Raw genomic sequence first — 15,485 nt, 5'->3', positions numbered from 1 at the left:
GCCACACGAAAATCACCACCCCGCACCACAACTCGGCATCAGACCCAGCCCACACCAACTACCATGCAAAATCGAGGCCAGAGCAACGCTCGCACGCTTTCCCGTCGTTGTCCTGGCGACTGCCGTTGTTCGCAGGCACTGTTTAAACGATTGGGCCGCACAACGATTCGCCTGCGTCCTAAGCTCGGGTGAGAGCACAACGCCCGCCTCGCCAAGTGGCGAAGCGGGCGTTGTGCTTACTGCTTGTTTACAGCGGAATCCAGACTCCGAAGAACCAGAAGCCCCACTGATTGAATCCGGGGTCCCACACGGGAGTCTCCTGGTAGCCCCAGTAGTTGATCGGGCCATATCCCCAGTGCCCGCCGGGCGGAGGGAGCGGCCGGTCCCAATCGGGCCGCGGCGGCTCGCCGGGGCCCCATGGCGCGGGTCCGTCACCCCACGGCGCACCGCGGAAGTAGCCACGCTGGGCATCTCCGTGCCATGGGCCGCCGGGATGATCGGGTCCACCCGGACCACCGGGCCCGCCCGGAGGTCCGCCTGGGTGACCGGGACCGCCCGGGCCGCCGGGGCCACTTGGACCGCCGGGTCCGCCCGGATCACCGGGTGCGTTCGGCGGATGGATTCCTCCCGGAGCCGGCCCGCCATGATTGCCTGCCGGACCAGGCGGTGGCCCTCCCGGAGCGGCGTTGGCCGCACCGGCGCCCATACCCAACGCGGCAGCGCCCAGAGCGCCGGCGACGGTTATCCCTCCAAGTAATTGCTTAAGTTTCATAGTCCTTCACCTGTCTAGCTGCGAAGTGAATTCCTCAGAATCCCCCCTTACACAAACCGACCCTAGATAGCTTCCCTATGTATCGGCTGTGCGAGGCCCGTGCACAGGTTTTGGGCGGCACCCCGCGCATATCGCTTTGGCAAGGCTAGGTTTGCTAGTCGCGCGGGTCTTTGATGTATATCGTTGCGGCCGTGTCGACTCCGTCGCATCCTCACCCGTCCGAACCGCACGTGGGTTCGGTGTCGTCGAAGTTGAATTGGCTGCGCGCCGGAGTCCTGGGCGCCAACGACGGAATCGTGTCCACGGCGGGCATCGTGGTGGGAGTCGCGGCGGCGACGGTGGCACGCGCTCCGGTATTGACCGCCGGCAGCGCCGGACTGGTCGCCGGGGCGGTGTCGATGGCGCTGGGCGAATACGTGTCGGTCAGCACCCAGCGCGACACCGAGAAGGCGCTGCTGCGCAAGGAGCGCCACGAGCTGCGTGACGATCCGGGGGCCGAGTTGGACGAGCTTGCCGCCCTGTATGAAGCGAAGGGCCTGAGCGCGGCGACCGCCCGCACCGTCGCCGAGGAACTCACCGACCACAATCCGCTCCTCGCCCATGCCGAAGTCGAACTCCGTATCAATCCCGAGGAGCTGACCAACCCTTGGCAGGCGGCATCGTCCTCGGCACTGTCGTTCGCAATCGGCGCCCTCTTGCCGCTGGTCGCGATCTTGACCCCGCCCGCGGCGTGGAGAATCCCGATCACCGCCGCGGCGGTACTCGCCGCGCTGGTGATCACCGGGGCGGTGTCGGCCGGCGTGGGCGGGGCGCCCAAGGGCCGCGCAGTGCTCCGCAACGTCGTCGGAGGCGGCCTCGCATTGTCCATCACCTACGCGATCGGCCACTTGGTGGGAACAGCGATCGCCTGAGGGGCGCCAACGCCCTTGCTCGGCTAGAGAATTGACCTGAAACCGGTCGGCCCATTGGGACTGCAACTCAAACTGTAATATCTACTGTTGCCATCCTCACACGAGGGATCCCAACTCTGGGCGGAGCGTCGCACATTGACCGAAACGAATCTTGTGCCCGATGACGTCGATTCAGCGGTGCAGACGCCGTATTTTCTGCGCGACGAAAGCCGTTTCGTGCCAAACAAGATCGCGCGCGGTGGGTGGGGTCCTTCGCTCAGCGGGCACGTGGTCGGGGGACTGCTGGGCTGGGCGGTCGAACGCGCGGTCGACGACCCGCAACTGCAACCCGCTCGGCTGACCGTCGACCTTCCCGCACCGGCCGCGCTCGAACCTATCGAGGTGCACACCACCGTGCACCATGATCGTCGGCGGTTGCGGCTCGTCGAGGCCGTTCTCACCCAGCGTGGCGCACCCGTCGCGCGGGGGAGCGCGCTGTTTCTTCGGCGTGGCCCCCAGCCCGAAGGCGACGTGTGGACCCAGGACCTGCAGATGCCGCCGCTGCCCATCGAGGACGGCGCCCAACCGTCGCTATTCATGCGCACCTACGGCTGGGGCACCGAACTGCAGAATCCGGACCCCGAATGGGCCGACACCTCAGGGCCGAAATACACCTGGCTGTATGAGACCCGATCGCTCATCGACGGCGAACCCCTCAGTGCCTTCACCCGCGCGGCCATGGCGGCAGATATCACCGCCTCCCTTGCCAATTGGGGCACCAACGGTCTGGAATTCATCAATGCCGATTACACGCTCACGCTGAGCCGGCTGCCGGAAGGGCCCCACATCGGCATGGCCGCCCTGACGCACTACAGCAACGACGGGGTGGCCACCGGATCGGCCGTGCTCGTCGACCGCAAGGGCCCGATCGGCAGTGCCGTGTCGGTCGCGATAGCGCACTCCGGATTCCGCCCGACGCAGGTCAATCCGACGAACGAATGAGCATCGGAAGCGACGTCACCTACTGGACGTTGATCGCCGACGCGGCGCAGGCGGCATCGACCCGGCCGCTGCTCGCCGACGACAAGGGGCGCAGCCTGACCGCGCGCCAGTTCCACGATGCCGCGTGCTCGACGGCGGCGGCGTTCGCCGAACGCGGGATACGCGCGGGAACGGTCGTGTCCTGGCAGCTGCCGACCACGCTGGAGACCATGGTCGTCATGGCGGCACTGGCCCGGCTCGGCGCGGTGCAAAACCCGATCATCCCGATACTGCGAGAAAACGAAGTCGGCTTCATCACCCAACAGCTGTCCTCGGAATACTTTGTGGTGCCAGAGATTTGGCGCGGATTCGATCACGGTGCGCTGGCACGGGCCCTGTCTGCAGATCGCGGCTTCGAGGTCATCACTGTTGACTTGACGACGCCGCCGGTGGGCGGCGAGCTTCGGCTGCCCCGCGCAGGCACAGATGCGCTCGCGCCGCCGCCGAATTCCGCCGCCGACCCGCGGTGGGTTTACTACACGTCGGGAACGACCGCGGCGCCAAAAGGGATCCGCCATACCGACGCATCGGTGATCGCCGGCGCAACGGGGCTGGTCGGCGCGATCGGCATCACCAGCAGCGACGTCGATCCCATCGCCTTTCCGGTCGCGCACATCGGCGGGGCGGTGATGCTGGCCGCCGCGCTGCAGACCGGCATGCGGTTGGCGCTGTTTGAGGTGTTCGACCCAGAGACGACACCGTTTTCCATCGCGGCGCACAACCCCACTTTTCTCGGCACGGCAACCCCGTTTTTCGTGGGCTTCCTCGAGGCCCAACGAGCCCACGGCGACCAGCCGCTGTTCCCCTTCCTCCGAGGCTGCCTGGCCGGCGGCGCGCCCATCACCGCCGAGCTGGGCCGCCAAGTCCGGGAAGCCTTCGGCCTGCCCGGCATCGCCAACGCGTGGGGGCTCACCGAGTTCCCGGTGGCGGCCTCACCGTCGCTCAGCGCCGCGCCCGAGTCGCTCGACCACACCGTCGGCACGCCGACACCGGGGGTCAGCGTCCGCGTGGTCGGCAGCGACGAAGCAAGACTGCCCGTCGGGCACGAAGGCGAGCTGCGGCTCAAGGGACCCCAATGCTTTCTCGGCTACGCGGACGCCGCGCTCGACGCCGACGCCTTCGACGAGGAGGGCTGGCTCCGTACGGGCGATCTCGGGCTGGTCGACGAGGATGGCAACGTCCGCGTGACCGGCCGCATCAAGGATGCGATCATCCGCAACGCGGAGAATGTGTCGGCCCTCGAAGTCGAGAACGTGCTGGCCACCCATCCCGCGGTCGCCGACGTCGCGGTGATCGGCATCCCCGACCCACGCACCGGCGAGCGGGTCTGCGCGGTGGTGGTGTCTACGCCGGACGAGGACGTGTCGCTGGAATCGCTAGTGCGGCATTGCCACTCACGCGGGTTGAGCCGCTACAAACATCCCGAGCGCCTGGTGATCGTTGATGCGCTGCCGCGCAATCAATTCGGCAAAGTGATCAAAAAAGACCTCCGCGAAGCCTTCGGTTGATATTGGAAGAACGTCACGAGAAAAGATCGACGAATTAGCCTGTCAGGGCGTGAAATTCGCGACTTTTCCGGAAACCTTTATTCCGTACTATCCGTACTATCCGTACTATCCGTACTTCTCGTTCATGCAGCCGTCCGTTCGAAATGAGTTCTGAACAATTGAGGTTGATGGCTGAAGCGGTGACGATACCGTCGCTGGCGACGGACGCAATCGGTGCAGCCGCCCGCCGAGCGGACATCGTGGTCTCGATAGGGGTGAACGAACGTGCCGGCGGCTCGCTGTTCAACACCCAGTTGCTCTTCGACGCCGACGGCACCCTGATTCAGCGCCGTCGCAAGATCAGTCCGACGTACCACGAACGGATGATCTGGGGACAAGGCGACGGTAGTGGGCTGTGCGCCGTCGACAGCGCCGTCGGTCGCGTCGGTCAGTTGGCCTGCTGGGAGCACTCCAACCCGCTGGCCCGGTTTGCCTTGATCGCCGACGGCGAGCAGATCCACTCCGCCATGTTTCCGGGATGCTTTGGTGGCGAGTTGTTTGCCGAACAGACTGAGATCAGCGTCCGCAATCACGCCCTTGAATCCGGCGCTTTCGTTGTCTGCGCGACCGCTCCGCTACAGCCCCTTTGGCGCCTCGCGGACGGCCTGGACCGCCGACGCGTCGCCGTCGAACTCGACTCGCGCGGATCGCCCGACCGAGAACAACAGCAGCTCCTCGGGCGCACCGGTCACCGTGACCGCCGGCCCGCGTCCCGCGGTCAGCAGCGTCTTGCCCTCCGGGGTGCGCAGCGCCACCCGGCCCGGCACCTTGGCGAGCGTGACCCGGGCCATCAGCGGCAGGGTGCGGCGCAGCCTGGCGGCCAGGTCGGCTTCCAGCACGCGCGGCTGCCAGCCCGGCTGCGCGCGGCGGACATCCTCATGGTGGATGAACATCTCCGCGACATTGGCCACCGGGTCGAGCAGCTTGAACGGCGAGTAAAGCGGCGGGCCGGACGCGACCTTGTCCACCAGCTCGTCCCACTCGGCCTGCTCGGCCACCTGGTTCTGCACCTTCTCGGTGTGCGAGGCGAAGAACGGGATCACGATGCCCGGAGCGGCGTCGGGCCGGTACTCCCGGATGACGAGGTGGGCGGCGAGGTCCCGCGTCTTCCACCCTTCGCACAAGGTGGGCGCCTCCGGCCCGACGGCGCGCATGGTCTCCACGAGGGCGGCTCGTTCGCGTTGAGCAACAGACATCTCTTCAGCCTAGGCCCGGCGTGACGGTCCCAGGCGAACCCCCGGACGCGTGCTCCTCGCATCTCGGTAAATTTGAAGCGTCAATGTCCTTCATCGGACCTGGGAAGCGACGTAGGGAATCTCATGAACTCGCGTGTCGAGCAGCTGGAATTTCAGGCGGAAGCACGACAACTGCTGGACCTGATGGTCCACTCCGTCTACTCCAACAAGGATTCGTTTCTGCGGGAGCTGATCTCGAACGCTTCCGACGCACTGGACAAGTTGCGGCTCGAGGCCTTCCGGAACAAAGAACTCGACGTCGACACCTCCGATCTGCACATCGAGATCGACGTCGACAAAAGCGCACGGACGCTCACCATCCGCGACAACGGCATCGGCATGACCCGCGACGAGGTGGTGGGACTGATCGGCACCCTGGCCAAGTCGGGCACCGCCGAGCTGCGGCAGCAATTACGCGAGGCCAAAAACGATGCCGCCTCAGAGGAACTGATCGGTCAATTCGGCATCGGTTTCTACTCGAGCTTCATGGTCGCCGACAAGGTCGAACTGCTCACCCGCAAGGCCGGCGAGAGCGAAGCCACCAGGTGGGAATCGAGCGGCGAGGGCACCTACACCATCGAAGCCGTCGACAGCGCTCCGCAGGGAACATCGGTGACCCTGCACCTCAAGCCCGAAGACGCCGAGGATGAGCTGCACGACTACACCTCGGAGTGGAAGATCCGGGGCCTGGTCAAGAAGTATTCCGACTTCATCGCCTGGCCCATCCGGATGGAGGTCGAACGACGAGAACCGGCCACCTCGGACGAGGAAGGGGCGGGTGGCGAGGAGACTGTCACCAAAGAAGTCGAGACCCTCAACTCGATGAAGGCGCTGTGGGCCCGGCCCAAGGAAGAGGTCTCCGAGGAGGAGTACAAGGAGTTCTACAAGCACGTCGCGCACGCCTGGGACGACCCGCTCGAAATCATCGCGATGAAGGCAGAGGGCACCTTCGAATACCAGGCCTTGCTGTTCATCCCGTCCCACGCCCCGTTCGACCTGTTCAACCGCGACGCCCAGATGGGCATCCAGCTGTACGTCAAGCGGGTGTTCATCATGGGTGACTGCGACCAGCTCATGCCCGAATACTTGCGCTTCGTCAAGGGCGTCGTCGACGCACAGGACATGTCGCTCAACGTGTCGCGCGAAATCCTGCAGCAGGATCGGCAGATCAAGGCCATCCGCCGCCGGCTGACCAAGAAGGTCCTCTCCACCATCAAGGAGCTGCAGTCCGAGCGGCCCGACGACTACCGCACCTTCTGGACCCAATTCGGCAGAGTCCTCAAAGAGGGGTTGCTGTCGGACTTCGACAACCGCGACACCCTGCTGCAGATATCCTCATTCGCCTCGACGCACAGCGAGGAGGAGGCCACCACCCTCGCCGAATACGTGCAGCGCATGAAGGAGGGCCAGGAGCAGATCTTCTTCGCCACCGGGGAGACACGGCAACAGATCCTGAAGTCGCCGCACCTCGAGGCCTTCAAAGCCAAGGGCTACGAGGTCTTGCTGCTCACCGACCCGGTCGACGAAGTCTGGGTGGGGACCGTGACCGAGTTCGACGGCAAACCCCTGCAGTCGGTCGCCAAGGGCGAGGTGGACCTCAGCTCCGAAGGCGACCAGAGCGAGGCCGAGCGGGAGGAGCAGCAGAAGGACTTCGCCGACCTGCTGACCTGGATGAAGGAGACGCTGAGCGAACACGTCAAGGAAGTACGGCTTTCCAGCCGCCTGACGGACTCGCCGGCCTGCCTGATCACGGACGCCTTCGGAATCACCCCCGCGCTTGCGCGACTCTACCGTGCGTCCGGACAGGACATCCCGGTCGGCAAGCGGATTCTCGAACTCAATCCGAACCATCCGCTGGTCACCGGCCTGCGTGAGGCGCAAAAGAAGGCGGACGGCGACGCTGCACTCGCCGAGGTGGCCGAGACCGCCGAATTGCTCTACGGCACAGCACTTCTCGCCGAAGGCGGCGCGCTCGACGATCCGGCGAGGTTCGCCGAGCTGCTCGCTGACCGATTGACCCGCACCGTGTAGCGCGGGATTTTGCAAGATCTGCGATAGGAGCGTTCGCTGTCGGCTTTGACCGCAAATGGGCGATTGGCTCGATTGAAAAGCCGCTGCCAGGGATAATCACATCCCATGGCTGAGTTTCGCGTCATCGACCCACGTGGGCGGGTCGTCGCGACGAAGAATTTTGCCAACGCGGAGTCCGCGCACGCATGGTTCACCCATTCGATCGGCGGCAATACAGAGCTGGGTTGGCGCATGGAAGTCAACGACGACGGGCAGTGGGCTCACTTCGACGACACCCAAGGCTTCACCGCTCCAGTGAGCCACCGCCCGCGGAGGCGCTAGCCACTTACGGAACCCCGGGCGTCAGCCGCCGGGCCCGATGACGAAGCAGCGGCCGCTGCTGCTGGTGAAGAAGACCTCTTGAACCGTGGACGGCGCGACGGTGGGGAATCCGAAGCGGTGCACCTGTTGGCCGGCCTCGATGTCGGCGTCCTGCGATTCGCTGGTGCCATCCTTCTTGCGCACTAGCGCCGTGACCTTCTCGGGTTTGGGCGGGCTCTTCGGGTCATGGAAGTACCACACCTCGATCCCGGCGCCCGAGTCGTCGGCGTGCCACCCGTCGGCGTAGTAGCACGCGGGATTTCCCTCGGCGTCCGGCGGCGGTGGCGGGCAGATCGATAATCCGACGCACGTAGGCGTGGTGGTAGTGGGCGAGACGACTGGGCTGGCGGGTGCGCTCGAGCTGGGAGGCGTCGACGACTTCGTCGTGCTTGAACTGGATGCGGCCGGCGGTGCGGCGTGCTGCGACCCGCAAGCCATCAGACCCGCACACGCCATCGAGATTACGGCGATCAATCGCACGGTTGGCGTAGACATCGAGCGCGACCGACTTCAGTGGCAGACTTCGCACGCGATGCCGTCGCCGTCGCGATCGAGCGGGGCCCGGTATCCCGGCTGTCCCGCGTAGATCGGGGCGGCGCCGGCGGCGCATGCCGCTTTGCAGTTCGGGTAGTAAACGCTGCCACCTGTCGTCGGTGAGGGTGAGCTTGTCGTCGTCGACGGGGCGGCCGGGGCAGGGGGAGCCAGGGCAATCCCCACTGCGATTGCTCCAACCATGATCAATCCACGAAGCATGTTCGGGAGCCTCCCATTAGCGAAACGGCGGTGGTTGCTGATGACTACAGAGCTAACACCGTGAAGCCGTCGCCCAGCAAGAGGCTGATATCGCCGGCGCGGATGTCCCGCGACCCGGACAGCGCTCGGCCCCACGTAGGCTCCGACCATGCACGTCGACGCGATGACGGTCCCGCAGCCGCTACACCAGATCGGCGACCTGGCCCGGCGAACGCAATCCGCCGGATTCTCCGGTTTGTTGTTCACCGAGACGGGGCGCACGGCCTACCTCAACGCTGCCGTGGCGTCGCAGGCCGCGCCCGGCCTCGAGCTGTCCACGGGAGTGGCGGTGGCCTTCCCGCGCAGTCCCTTCGTCACGGCGGCCACGGCCTGGGAGCTTCAGGAAGCAACCGGCGGAAACTTTCGGCTGGGGCTGGGCACCCAGGTGCGCACCCACGTCGTCCGGCGCTACGGCGTGGCGTTCGAGCGGCCCGGCCCGCGACTGCGCGACTACCTATTCGCGGTCAAGGCGTGCTTTGCGGCGTTCCGATCCGGGACGCTCGAGCACCACGGCGACTTCTACGACCTCGACTTCATCACCCCACAATGGAGCCCGGGTCCCATCGCGGCGCCCGATCCGAAAGTCGATATCGCAGCGGTCAATCCGTGGATGCTGCGGATGGCGGGCGAAGTGGCCGACGGCGTGCACGTGCATCCGATCGGCGAGCCGGGCTACATCGCCCGTCACGTCCTGCCGAGCATCGCCGAAGGAGCGGTGAAGGCGGGACGCTCACCGTCGGACCTCGCAGTGATCGTGCCGGTGATGACAATCGTCGGCGACAGCGATGAGGAGCGCGACAAGCAACGGGAAGTGGTGCGGGCCAGCATGGCCTTCTACGGCAGCACACCCAACTACGCGTTCATCTGGGATCAGGCCGGGTTCGAGGGCACGACCGCCCGGATTCGTGAGAAGCAGAAGGCCGGGGACATCGCCGGCATGGCGGCCCAGGTCAGCGACGACCACATCGCCGCCTTCGCCACCGAGTCGACGTGGGACGGGTTGGCCGACGCCCTGACCGAGAAATATGCCGGAAAGGCCACGCGCCTGGTGCTTTACAACGCCGTGGGCGATCCGGAGCGTTTCGAGCGGTACGGCGAGGTGGCCCGCCGGATGCAAGTCGTCAGTGACTGAGTTGTATTGCCTTGACCACCAATAGCAGTGCGCCGACGATCAGGTAGGCGCGCAGCGCGATCATGCCGAGTCGGGTGCCGGGTGACCAGGTGACCGGCTCGAGTAGCGTCAGGGGCGGCATTCGCCACGTGTTGCGGTCGACTCCGCGTACCGGGAGTCGTGGCGCGGGGGCTGCGGGTTGTCGGCGGGCCATCCAGCGCAGCACGGGTACCGCCGCAGCGGCGAGAACCACCAGGACCAGGGCCAGGTAGCCGGCCACCGCCACGACGTTGAGGTCGCGGAACAGCGTGGTGGCCATCAGGATTCCGGACAGTAAGAGCAGTGTGCCGACGATCAATCCGGCGACCCAGTTGAGCCATGGGCGATTGACCCACGGCCCCAACACTTCCCGGTCGTTGCACAGCAGGAGTAAGAAGACGCTGGCGCTGGGCAGCAGAAGGCCGGCAAGGGCCTGCACGGCCGTGGTGATCAGCCCGAGAGGGGCGCCGGGAATCAGCACGATCGCCGCGGCCACCACCACCATCGCGGTATAGGACAGGTAGAACTGCTTGGCGTCGGCAAAACCGCGGTGCAGCGAGTGCTTCAGGCCGAACACGTCACCGAAGGCGTAACTGGTGGCCAGGGTTACGGCGGCGGCGCCGATGATCGAGGCGTCCATCAGCACGATCGCAAAGATCGAGCCGAGCGTCGCCCGATGTTCGCCGAGTAGGCGTGCGATAGCGCCGGCGTCGGTGAAGCCTCCGACGGTGTTGGTGGAGCGGGCCGCCCATTCGCCGGTCATCACCAGCGCCGCGGCGCCGATGACGACGACGAAGGCACCCAGCACGGTGTCGGCGCGTTCGTAGCCGATGAAGCGCGGGGTGATGCGTTTGTCGACGACGTTGGACTGCTGGAAGAACAGCTGCCAGGGCGCCACGGTGGTGCCGACGATGGCGATGATGAGCAGCACCGCATCCGAGCTCACGCCACCCGAAATGCTCGGTATCACCAGGGATTTCGCCGCGTGTCCCCACTGTGGGTGGGACATCAGCAGCATCGGGATTTGCAGCAGGGTGACAGCGATGAAGATGAACATGGCGCGCTCCCAGCGCCGGAAGCTCCCGCTTGCCATGATCGCGACCAGTGCCGCCGCCGAGACAGGCACCACAACGTATTTGGAGACGCCGATGTACTGGGCGGCCAGGGTGATACCGATGAACTCGGTGACGATTGTCAAGAAGTTGAGCAGGAAGAGGTCGCCGACCGAAAACCAGCCCCAGCCGCGGCCGAAACGTTCGTTGATCAGCCGCGCGTGTCCGACGCCCGTGACCGCCCCGAGCCGGACCACCATTTCCTGGTTGACGATCAGCACCGGTATCAACAGCAGCAGCACCCACAGCAGGGAGTAGCCGTAGTTCTGCCCGGCCTGGGCGTAGGTGGCCACGCCGCCGGCGTCGTTATCGCCGACCATCACGATGATTCCGGGGCCGACGATCGCGAGCAGGGTCAGGAATCGTGTCTTCCACGTGCGGGCGTGCTCGGTTTCGCCGACGCTGATCCGTCCGAACGCACCCTCGATATCACCCAGATGCGCGGTGTCGAGCACCGCGCTGCGCCTTGGTGCGGGCGGCGCGGTGGCCCCGACTTCGACCGCGGCTGCCATGGGCCGGCCGGTCTCTTCGCGACCTTCGGTCACAGCGCGTTACCTCCCGGCACGCGCGTGTTGTGGTCACCGGGTTCGGCTAGCTCGCGGACGGGACGCGGCGCGGGTTCACGCCGACGCCAGTCCTCGGGGATGGTTGCCTCGAGCACGTCGTCGACGGTGACCACCCCGAGCACGCGGTCCTGGTCGTCGACGACCGGGATGGAGTAGAGGTTGAAGTCGGCCATCAACAGGGCGACGTCCGTCAGGTCGGCGTCGGGGGTGACCCGCACCGGGTCGGAATCCATCAGCCGCTCAAGGGTTTCACCACCCGGGGCCTGCAACAGCGTGATCACCGAGACCACGCCGTCGAGCCGTCGCTCCTCATCGACGACATGCACTTTGATGAGCGCCTCCGGCTGGATGATGTGGGCGGTGGCGATCAGCCCCAACGCTTCCGCCGCCGTGGTGGCGGTGGTGCACGAGACGAAGTCGACGTTCATCAGCCCGCCGGCGCTTTCGGGATTGAAGCCCATCAAGGTGATGACCTTGGTGCGCTGCGGGCCCGGCATCAACTCCAGCACGCGCCGCCGCCGCGACTGGCGCAGGTCGGCGATCGCGTCGGCGGCATCGTCGGCCCGCATCCGGCCCAGCAGCGCGGCGACCTCGTCGTCAGGCATGCCATCGAGGAGCCGGCTGGCTTTTTCCGGCTCCAGTTCTTCGAACACGTCGGCTTCCAGTTCCGGATCGCTGCGCACCCGGTCCAGGATCTCGCCACCCTCGGCCTTGTCCGCCTCCTCGAGAAGGTCGGCGATCTCGGCGGCTTTGAACTCGCCGAATCGGTCCGACAGGCGCCGCACGGCGTCGGAGCGAGCGTCGCCGATCAGCGGTTCGAATGCCTTCCAATCACGAGCCGCATGCCCGCCGGACGGCTTGATCAACCCGAACAACCGTGGCGGCCGTCGGGTGTCCACGCGCGTCAGCATCCATCCGGCGCCGGTATCTTCCAGCTCCACGTCATAGGCCCGTATCAGCTCCACGTTGGCCACGTCGATCAACCGGTGGCCCAACACATCGGCGCGCAACAGCACCTCGCCGTTGCGGCGCTCGAAACCGCGAAGGTCAACCTTGTTCTTGGTCAACAGAACTCGGTCCGTGGCGAAATCATCGATGGATTTGACGCCGATGAACACTCGCCGGCCGCCGACCCCGGCAACGATCCCGGTCACCAGGGGGTACTCGTCGGTGCCCCTCAGCCGCACGATCACGTCCTCGACCCGGCCCACGGTTTCCCCGGCGCGCGCCAGCACGGGCGCGCGCAGTAACTGCGAGAGGTGAATCACCGGCCGCTCCCCGCCACGTTCGGCCGTCTCCGACGTGCTCATTCGCTCCTCCTCGACACCCCGCGACCGACCCTTCGAGCGGGCTGCACGAAACCGTGTCGCGTCATCGTGTGCAGCTACGGCTTACCGCCAGGATCGGTGGTGGCGCAAGTGTCGTCGCTCGACCGGGCTCGGCCGCAAGATCGTACGCCGTGGTCGCGGCGAGTGGCTACCGCTGCTAGGTGAACGACGGGCGGCCATCGAGGTTCGGCGGGCACGTCGGCTATTCAGAAGCTATTTCGCGAATGAGCGCAGGACAGATCAGGCCGATACTGCGGGCTTTTCGTCGGCCGGCGGGGTGGAGGTGGCCTGGCTGTGGGCCAGCACCAGCGTCGCCGCCGCCATCACCGCGACCGACAGGCCGAGTGCCACCAGGCCGACGTCGTTGGTCCGTAGCGTCTCGCCCAGCACGGTGACACCGAGCACCGATCCGACGACGGGCTCGGCGACGGTCACCGCCGGAAGCGACGCCGTGAGCGGCCCCGCCCGAAACGCTGACTGCTCCCAGGCCGTGGCCGCGATCGCCACCACCACCCACACGTACAGCTCGGGTAGGCGCAGGAGGGCCGGGATGCCGCGATCGACCTGGTCGACCACGCCCTTGGTCAGCACGGAAAACAGCCCCCACAACGAGCCGGACATCAGGCCTAACAACAGTGCGCCGACCGGACCCGGGAACATGCGCGCGCCGATCACGCACAGGATCAGCGCCGGACCCATGACCAACGCCACGATGGTCCAGGTTTGCACCGACCCTCGCGGCGTCCCCTCCTGGGGGTCGCCGACCGTGACCACCACTGCAACCGCGGCCGCCAGCAACACGGCCCAGATCCCTTGCCGCGCAGTGATTCTCCGGTGGTTCACCCGGGCGCTGACGAGCAACGCGAACAGCAACGACGTCACCAATATCGACTGAACGAGCACCACCGAACCCAGGCCCAGCGCCGCGGCCTGGAACCCGAACCCGGCGCCGGCCACCAGGCTGCCCGTCCACCATCGGCGATCGCGCAGCAGCCGGCGAAACAGCGCGAGGGTGCCAACTGGCTTGTCGGTGACCTGTTGGGCGGATCGCTGCTGGATGACGTCTCCGATACCGACCATCAGGGCGGCCGCGACCGCAAGAACCGCCGCGATGTCTGTTTTGCCCAAGCGGACCTCCTGTGTAACCGGCATTGCGACCTAGACTTCTGGACGGTACGCGACCACGGATGCCCGCTAGGGCCGCATGCGGAACTACGGCGTTTCAAGGAGATACACGCCATGGATGACACGACCTCCCGGATCGGCGTGCTGGCCACCGAGGCGATCAATCTGCTCATCGACGCCGTCGACCAGATTCCGCCGGAGAGTTGGGACCAGCCGTCCAATCTCGAAGGCTGGAGCTTGCGCGAGCTCGTCGGTCATGTCACCGGCAGCGCAGCGAAAGTCGTGACGCTCGTGGAGGACGGCGAGGTCTGGGACCATCCGTCGCAGCCGTCGGACTGGGTATGCGACGACCCGACGGCGCGGCTTCGCGAGCTGGCAACGCGGCTAGAGGACGCCCTGCCGGGCGCCGACCTCGACGGGATGCGGAGGTCACCGGAAGGTGAGGTTCCGTTGCGCCGGGCGCTGACCTATCCGGTCTCGGACCTGGCCATGCACGCCTGGGACATCCATCGCTCACAAGGGCGGCTGATCGAGCTGCCCGCGGACCTGCTAGGGCTGTGCCGCGGGCTGGTGGAGTCGGTGCCGGAGCACCTGTTGCGACGACCGGGCGGCTTCGGGCCGGCCCAAGCCGCGCAGGATGATGCGACGCCGACTGCGCGACTCATGGCCTACCTCGGTCGCTCGATCGACGGCGGCGGCTGAGTCCAATTCAGAACGCGTATCGGTGCAATTGCGCGACATTCCGCAGCGTCGGGACCGCCCGCATCATCTTTCCGAGAGCACGGTAAACAGCACTGGGCAGTTGTTTGAACTCGTCGGTCTCGAAGAAAGAGATCGCCTCCAGCAGGCGAACACCTGGGACGGCGTCGAGGATATCGCTGGGCTCGTTGACCGCCCAGTGCAGCGTGGCCCCTGAGTGCCGGACGACCGGGTTGAGTTTTTGCAGCTTGATGCTGAGCCAATTCCATACATCGAAACACATTTCCCCCGAGGGGAAGTGCTCGACCACTCGGCGTAGCAATGCGATCCCGTCGTCTTCGGTCAGGTAATAGGTCAGGCCTTGCGCGATGAGAAGCACCGGTCGGTCGCCCGGGATGTCGGTCAACCACGCCGGATCGGTGACGGACGCCGCGACGGGGTGGTAGTGCTTCCGAGCCGGATACAGTTGCGTCACCAGGGCGATGACTTCGCGGTAGTCGACGTCGTACCACTCGACGTCAGGGCCGGGGTCGAGCCGGAATACGAGATCGTCCAGCCCGCAGCCGAGGTGCAGCACTACCGCACTGTCGTGCAGTGCCAGGAAATGACGCGCCCAATGGTCGAAATAGGCTCTGCGTGCGGTGCCGGCGGGAGCATTGCGTGCCGTGACACCGGTCTTGCGCCAGTCGTAATCGATGCGGCTGAACAATTCCTTGGCGAAACCGTCATCGATAAGGGTTTTGTCGGCATCGGCCGCTAACCCGGATTTTTCGTGGATTATTGTGAGTGTCGGGGTGTAGATACGCGAAAGTGCCTGTCCTGCAAGGGATAATTGGA

General features: G+C 66.0%; 15 protein-coding genes and 1 pseudogene. 8 read left to right on the top strand and 8 right to left on the bottom strand.

The annotated features are described in order from the left end of the window. Positions 1-247 precede the first annotated feature (247 nt). Positions 248-772 (bottom strand): hypothetical protein, encoded by a 525-nt coding sequence (locus tag AWC17_RS32980; protein WP_046185950.1) that lies wholly within the window; start codon positions 770-772, stop codon positions 248-250. Between the two features lie 173 nt (positions 773-945). Here AWC17_RS32980 and AWC17_RS01090 point away from each other — a divergent pair, with 173 nt between their 5' ends. The 4 genes and pseudogenes from AWC17_RS01090 to AWC17_RS01075 all read left to right on the top strand — a co-directional run. Continuing rightward, on the top strand, positions 946-1,683 hold the full coding sequence (locus AWC17_RS01090; protein WP_046185951.1) for a VIT1/CCC1 transporter family protein: 738 nt from the start codon (positions 946-948) through the stop codon (positions 1,681-1,683). A 135-nt stretch (positions 1,684-1,818) separates the two neighbouring features. Then, positions 1,819-2,664, top strand: a complete 846-nt coding sequence (locus tag AWC17_RS01085) for an acyl-CoA thioesterase domain-containing protein (protein ID WP_046185952.1) — start codon at positions 1,819-1,821, stop codon at positions 2,662-2,664. Next, a complete protein-coding gene (locus AWC17_RS01080; protein ID WP_046185953.1) occupies positions 2,661-4,211 on the top strand; it encodes a class I adenylate-forming enzyme family protein in 1,551 nt (516 codons plus the stop codon). Before AWC17_RS01085 ends, AWC17_RS01080 begins: the two co-directional genes overlap by 4 nt. 1 nt (position 4,212) lies before the next feature. Beyond that, positions 4,213-4,831 (top strand): annotated as a pseudogene (locus AWC17_RS01075) (nitrilase-related carbon-nitrogen hydrolase); the annotation flags it as partial. On the opposite strand, the gene AWC17_RS01070 reads toward AWC17_RS01075, so the two are convergent. After that, on the bottom strand, positions 4,826-5,446 hold the full coding sequence (locus AWC17_RS01070; protein WP_047323957.1) for a TIGR03085 family metal-binding protein: 621 nt from the start codon (positions 5,444-5,446) through the stop codon (positions 4,826-4,828). The pseudogene AWC17_RS01075 and the gene AWC17_RS01070 overlap by 6 nt on opposite strands. 123 nt (positions 5,447-5,569) lie before the next feature. On the opposite strand from AWC17_RS01070, the gene htpG reads away from it, so the two are divergent. Beyond that, the gene (gene htpG, locus AWC17_RS01065) at positions 5,570-7,516 is read left to right on the top strand and encodes a molecular chaperone HtpG (protein ID WP_046182449.1); all 1,947 of its coding nucleotides are present in this window, start codon (positions 5,570-5,572) and stop codon (positions 7,514-7,516) included. 105 nt (positions 7,517-7,621) lie between these two features. Continuing rightward, positions 7,622-7,837, top strand: coding sequence for a hypothetical protein (locus AWC17_RS01060; RefSeq protein ID WP_046182448.1), 216 nt, complete (start codon positions 7,622-7,624; stop codon positions 7,835-7,837). Positions 7,838-7,858: 21 nt separating this feature from the next. Here the strand turns inward: AWC17_RS01060 and AWC17_RS01055 are convergent, their stop codons facing one another. After that, entirely contained in the window at positions 7,859-8,371 is a 513-nt protein-coding gene (locus AWC17_RS01055; protein WP_052742717.1) for a hypothetical protein, read from the bottom strand. A 15-nt stretch (positions 8,372-8,386) separates the two neighbouring features. Next, a complete protein-coding gene (locus tag AWC17_RS34065; protein ID WP_414738952.1) occupies positions 8,387-8,611 on the bottom strand; it encodes an excalibur calcium-binding domain-containing protein in 225 nt (74 codons plus the stop codon). Positions 8,612-8,777: 166 nt separating this feature from the next. Here AWC17_RS34065 and AWC17_RS01045 point away from each other — a divergent pair, with 166 nt between their 5' ends. Beyond that, positions 8,778-9,800: a TIGR03617 family F420-dependent LLM class oxidoreductase gene (locus AWC17_RS01045; protein ID WP_046182446.1), complete on the top strand. Its 1,023-nt coding sequence runs from the start codon at positions 8,778-8,780 to the stop codon at positions 9,798-9,800. On the opposite strand, the gene AWC17_RS01040 is transcribed toward AWC17_RS01045, so the two are convergent. The 3 genes from AWC17_RS01040 to AWC17_RS01030 form a co-directional block, all read right to left on the bottom strand. Then, positions 9,790-11,442 (bottom strand): NRAMP family divalent metal transporter, encoded by a 1,653-nt coding sequence (locus tag AWC17_RS01040; protein ID WP_046182454.1) that lies wholly within the window; start codon positions 11,440-11,442, stop codon positions 9,790-9,792. The genes AWC17_RS01045 and AWC17_RS01040 overlap by 11 nt on opposite strands. A 29-nt stretch (positions 11,443-11,471) precedes the next feature. Continuing rightward, on the bottom strand, positions 11,472-12,806 hold the full coding sequence (locus AWC17_RS01035; protein WP_046182445.1) for a magnesium transporter MgtE N-terminal domain-containing protein: 1,335 nt from the start codon (positions 12,804-12,806) through the stop codon (positions 11,472-11,474). 258 nt (positions 12,807-13,064) lie between these two features. Then, the gene (locus AWC17_RS01030) at positions 13,065-13,952 is read right to left on the bottom strand and encodes a DMT family transporter (protein WP_046182453.1); all 888 of its coding nucleotides are present in this window, start codon (positions 13,950-13,952) and stop codon (positions 13,065-13,067) included. Positions 13,953-14,063: 111 nt separating this feature from the next. Between AWC17_RS01030 and AWC17_RS01025 the strand changes: the two genes are divergently transcribed. After that, on the top strand, positions 14,064-14,651 hold the full coding sequence (locus tag AWC17_RS01025; protein WP_046182444.1) for a TIGR03086 family metal-binding protein: 588 nt from the start codon (positions 14,064-14,066) through the stop codon (positions 14,649-14,651). 7 nt (positions 14,652-14,658) lie between these two features. Here AWC17_RS01025 and AWC17_RS01020 read toward each other — a convergent pair whose 3' ends face one another. Then, a complete protein-coding gene (locus tag AWC17_RS01020) occupies positions 14,659-15,381 on the bottom strand; it encodes a class I SAM-dependent methyltransferase (protein ID WP_425270845.1) in 723 nt (240 codons plus the stop codon). Positions 15,382-15,485 lie beyond the last annotated feature (104 nt).

Source organism: Mycobacterium nebraskense, from assembly GCF_002102255.1.
Classification (GTDB): Bacteria; Actinomycetota; Actinomycetes; order Mycobacteriales; family Mycobacteriaceae; genus Mycobacterium; species Mycobacterium nebraskense.
The sequence above is the reverse complement of the archived record's forward strand: the minus strand, read 5'-3'. Positions and strand labels throughout refer to the sequence as shown.